Source organism: Fretibacterium fastidiosum (genome assembly GCF_000210715.1).
GTDB classification, from domain to species: Bacteria; Synergistota; Synergistia; order Synergistales; family Aminobacteriaceae; genus Fretibacterium; species Fretibacterium fastidiosum.
Window position 1 is genome coordinate 1,188,664 of the sequence record NC_021038.1, and the last position, 4,360, is coordinate 1,193,023.

5 protein-coding genes are annotated in these 4,360 nt (G+C 57.3%); all 5 read right to left on the reverse strand.

What is annotated here, in order from left to right:
- Positions 1-176: 176 nt before the first annotated feature.
- Complete coding sequence (locus SY1_RS05460) at positions 177-632, reverse strand: hypothetical protein (RefSeq protein ID WP_015556422.1); 456 nt, start codon at positions 630-632, stop codon at positions 177-179.
- A 20-nt stretch (positions 633-652) separates the two neighbouring features.
- Positions 653-2,695 carry a DNA topoisomerase 3 gene (locus SY1_RS05465; protein WP_015556423.1) on the reverse strand — a complete coding sequence of 681 codons (2,043 nt, stop codon included), beginning with the start codon at positions 2,693-2,695 and terminating at the stop codon, positions 653-655.
- Between the two features lie 17 nt (positions 2,696-2,712).
- Positions 2,713-3,540 (reverse strand): KfrB domain-containing protein, encoded by an 828-nt coding sequence (locus SY1_RS05470; RefSeq protein WP_015556424.1) that lies wholly within the window; start codon positions 3,538-3,540, stop codon positions 2,713-2,715.
- Positions 3,533-3,751 carry a hypothetical protein gene (locus SY1_RS05475; RefSeq protein WP_243440593.1) on the reverse strand — a complete coding sequence of 73 codons (219 nt, stop codon included), beginning with the start codon at positions 3,749-3,751 and terminating at the stop codon, positions 3,533-3,535. Before SY1_RS05475 ends, SY1_RS05470 begins: the two co-directional genes overlap by 8 nt.
- 72 nt (positions 3,752-3,823) lie before the next feature.
- Entirely contained in the window at positions 3,824-4,183 is a 360-nt protein-coding gene (locus SY1_RS05480) for a TraB/TrbI/VirB10 family type IV secretion system protein (RefSeq protein WP_208872986.1), read from the reverse strand.
- Between the last annotated feature and the right edge of the window lie 177 nt (positions 4,184-4,360).

The following is a 4,360-nucleotide window of genomic DNA, read 5'->3' on the forward strand; positions in this document are numbered from 1 at the left end:
CACAGGGCTCACGGCGGACCATTAGCCTGTAGGCAGGAGCAATCCTGATCCACGAATAACAGAGTGGCCAATGCCGGAACTTGCAAGTCGGGGCTTTTCCAGGGTGCCGTCAGGAATGAAATAACGTGCCGCTTGTTAAGTTCTTTTTCCCTCTTTCCCTCTTGACTTCGGGCACTTCATAACAGTTTGTGGCTCTGAATACCGAGTTTCTCAAGCGTCTGCTCGTTCTCCTCAGCGTAATACTGTGTCAGCCAGTGCATTTCCTTCCTCTGCTCTGCCTGAAGTTCCTCAAAGACAGTTCGTGCCTCGCGTACACGGGCTTTCAGCTCAATGTTAGCTGCGGCCGGGTCCTCCGGTAGAGGCGCATCTTTTCTGTCTTTGCAGTATTTTTCAACCCACATGTTCGCAGACTTCGAGCCACCAGCGGCTATCATCTGCAACTCCATCGAAGCATCATGAGCCTGCTTCGTCAGCATCTCATTCTCCGCGGCGAGCTCCTCCGGCGTCATCGAGGCAATGGCCGGCGTGTTGATGGACGAGCCGCCGCTGCCTATCAGGGAATACACTCCGGCAGCTAAAATGCCCAGCACCAGGACAAAAACCGCTATATCCTTTCCGCGAAACTTCTGCATGAGTACGATCTCCTCTCTTGCTAATGCTGTTTTTTGAACACGGGTTTTCCGCCGTCGTCGTCCGCGGTCGCACGGCACGTCGGGTAGTTGCCGCAGCCCCAGAAGGGACCGTTCTTCCCGTTCCTCAAGACCATCTTTGCTCCACACTTTGGGCACTTCACGTCGCCTTTTCCGGCCTTGGGAGCCGTCTTCTTCGTGGCCTTTACAGGCTTCTTCTCCCCACTGCCCTGCACAGAAACGGAGCCCGCCTGGGCAATGCTCTCCCGAATCGTCGTCGCCATCTGCTCCATCATGTCCTCAATGGAGAGCGTCCCTTCCTTAATGGCACGAAACTTCGTCTCCCAGAGCGCGGTGAGGTCCGGCAGAGTTATCGCCTCCGGCAAAGCCTGAATCAGGCTGCGGGCAGCGGGAGTGGAGATCAGTTGCTTCTTCTGCTTTTGAAGCTGGCCGAACGTGATGAGGTCCTTCAGGATGCCCGCCTGCGTCGCCGCCGTCCCGATCCCGTCCGTTTCGCGGAGAATCTTCTTGACCTTCGGATCGGCGACAAACTTGTGGACCTCGTTCATCGCCCTGAGCAGGCTGGCCTCAGTAAACCGTGCCGGAGCCTTCGTCTGCTTCTCCTGGAGCTTCGTATCGCGACATTCTCCCTTCTCCCCTTCGCTCACGACCGGAAGGGCAGCCTGCTCTTCCTCTCGGTCCTCCTTGTCATCATTCTTTTCCGGCTCGTCGTTCCTCTCAACTGCCTTCCAGCCCTCCGCCAGCACCCGGCGGCCGGAAGCGACGAACGTCTCTCCCTCCACCTCAGCAGTGATGCTGGTCTGCATATACTCATGGTCGGGCATGAAAAAGACGAGGTAGCGACGGGCGACAAGCTCAAAGATCAGGGGCTCGTCCCCCTCCAGCGGTTTCGACGCCCTGCAGGACGCGGAAGGGATGATTGCGTGGTGCTCCTCCACCTTCTTGCCGTTAAAGACGGGTGTCTTCCGGGCCGTGTTAAGCTCATCAGGGCGCTTCAGGGAGGACAGGGCATCGATCACCGCCAAGACCTTCTCCGCTTCGTCCTGGTGCCCCTCCGGCAGGTACTCGCAGTCGGAGCGCGGATACGTGAGGACCCCCTGCTCGTAGAGCTTCTGGCAGACCTCCAGGACACGGGAGGGGGACAGGTCGTGTTTCCTCGAAGCCGCCATCTGGAGCTTCGGCAGCGAGTACCCCAGCGGCGGCTTAACGCTCTGCTTTTTGCTCTCGTACTTCGTTATAACAGCCGGCTTGCCCTTGAGCCGCGACGCCAGTTCCTCGCCTGTCGCCTTATCGACCAGGCGTCCTTCCTCATCAAGGCCGGTCTGCTCCTCCTTCGGCCTCCAGCCTGCCCAGAAGGCTCCTTCCTTAACCTGTATTTGCGCCTGAAGGGTCCAATAAGGCTTGGGGACAAAGGACTCAATCTCAAGGTCACGGCGCACCACCAGCGCCGTGACGGGCGTCTTGACCCGACCTATCCGGAGCGGACCTCCATCGTAGCCGTTCTTCTCCGCGAGCTTGGTGTAGAGCCGCGTCATGTTCATGCCGTGCAGCCAGTCTGCCTGACTGCGCGCCCGTGCGGCGTCGCGGTCACCTCGGAAGTCTTCGTTGGGCTTGAGCTCGGCCAGGGCCTTTTTCACGGCATCCGGGTTCGTGTCGCTGATGAGGATGCGCTGCACGGGGCCTTTGTACTTGCAGTGCTCCAGAATCTCGTCGATGAGCAGTTGCCCTTCACGGTCGCAATCCCCCGCGTTGACGACAGAATCCGCCTTCTTGAGCAGGGTCTTGAGGTTGTCGAAGAGGTCCCTGCTCTCCTTCTTGACCAGCATCTTCCATTCCTCCGGAATGATGGGCAGGTCAGCCAGGTTCCAGCGCTTGTACTTCTCGTCGTATTGCTCTGGCATCGCCTGTTCCAGGAGATGACCTGCAGCCCATGCCACGACGTCGTTTCCGGCCTCAATGTAGAGCCTTGAGGCCCTCTGCGGTTGAGGCAGCACGGCGGCGATCGCACGGGCCAGGCTCGGTTTCTCCGCTATGAAAAGACGCATCAATATCTCCCCTGTCTCTATCGGTGCAGCGACCTGGACTGCTTCTGTACAATGGGGTCCAGCTTTGCCTTAGCACCGTCCTTGGAGTAGGTGATCTTCAGGTCCTGCCCCTGTTCCGGCACTGTTTCCAGCTTCTCAAGCCTGTGAACGGTGAAGAGCCTGGAGGCGGTTTGCTGGATACACCTGCCGTGTGCTGCGTCTGTGTGAATGATCTTGCCGGTGAACCACTGGCCTTTGGTGTAGGGATGGAGGTTTATCGTTGGCTCCTGGACGCCGGTGTCCTCCGTGATCATACCGGCAAGCTCGCTGGACACGGCTTCGGGCATCAATGCCTCGCGTTGGCGTTCTCGGCAGATGAGGATGACGGCACGAAGGTTCTCCTGCCGTGCCGCAAAAAAGTCCTTCTCCTCTGGCTCGCTGAAGCCGTTTTTCGCACTGCCGAGGTACTTGATCTGCCGGTTGCAGTTGGTCTCAAAGGGCTCGCCTTTAGGCAGGTTATCCGGGTTTACGCCTAGAACTTTAAGGCGCTCGAAGTGGGCCTGATATCCCTTTACGTCCAAGATGTCGTCCAGAGAACCGCGAATGGCCATATTCTCGACGATCTGCTTGTCGTACCGTGCCTCATCGTCCGGCGTGTTTGCGTAGAGCGCCTTTTCGAGGTTGATGCAGAGCTGTTCGGCATCCAACATATCGGAGACGTTGCCGAAACCGGCAACGTCTCGCAATGTGGTGGTGGTGTTCTGAAGCGCGGCAATGGTGAACTTCTTGCGAGGAGTGCGATCCAGTCGCTCTTTTGCCTCTGAAAAATTCGATATGGCCTGATACAGCTTGTTAAGCTCACCCATTCAACCACCCCTCACCGAACAGCTTCACAGCGTCATTGAGGTTAAACCCCAAATCCTTTAGTTTTTGTATGCCCCCCACTTTCTTCATTCCATCTGCCAAAATAGGATTCATAGGTATGGTATTTCTCAAGCAATTAGCAGCTTCCTTCTCCCCACGCTCATCCAGAGCATCCGCTTCATCCATGATCTTGTCCTTGTCCTCATCCGACATCGTGGACACGAAATCCTTCGGCAACAACATTTGTGCATTCCTCCGTTTCAAAGGGCTACTCTCAGTACTATTCTACCGCCACGCTGCTGGGAAAAGGATATCCCTCTGAACAAAGATCATAAAGCGGTAGCCTGGCTTTATCTTAATGGTCGGCTGCCGGTTGACCTCCCGCTGAATGATCTGAGACATAGCCTCTGCAACGGCACTGGCCGCGTTCTCCGCCAGGATGGAGCGCGGGTCTTCCTTGTCGCGGTCACCATTGCTCGTAGGGGCGGCAATCTCAACACCGGCTCCCAAGAGCGACACCAACAACGCCGACGAAATAATGCTGCCCCAGTGCCGGTTCACTACACCTTTGAACCCGGAGTAGCCCGACTGGTCCGCACCGCCCAGGTTGTCCAGGACCAGCGTGGAACCGTGACAGCTCCCCACGGCTAAAGCCTGGGGCTTCCTGCTTCGCAGACCACAGCCTTTCGCAGTTGAAAGGTCTTACACAATCTCCACAGGCGTAGGAGTTCTGCAACTCCGGTTTGGGCGCGTCCCGCCCTACCAGCTCAAATTTTATACTGCCGACAGGAGGCGACAGCCCTCTAATCAGAATATTTCCCC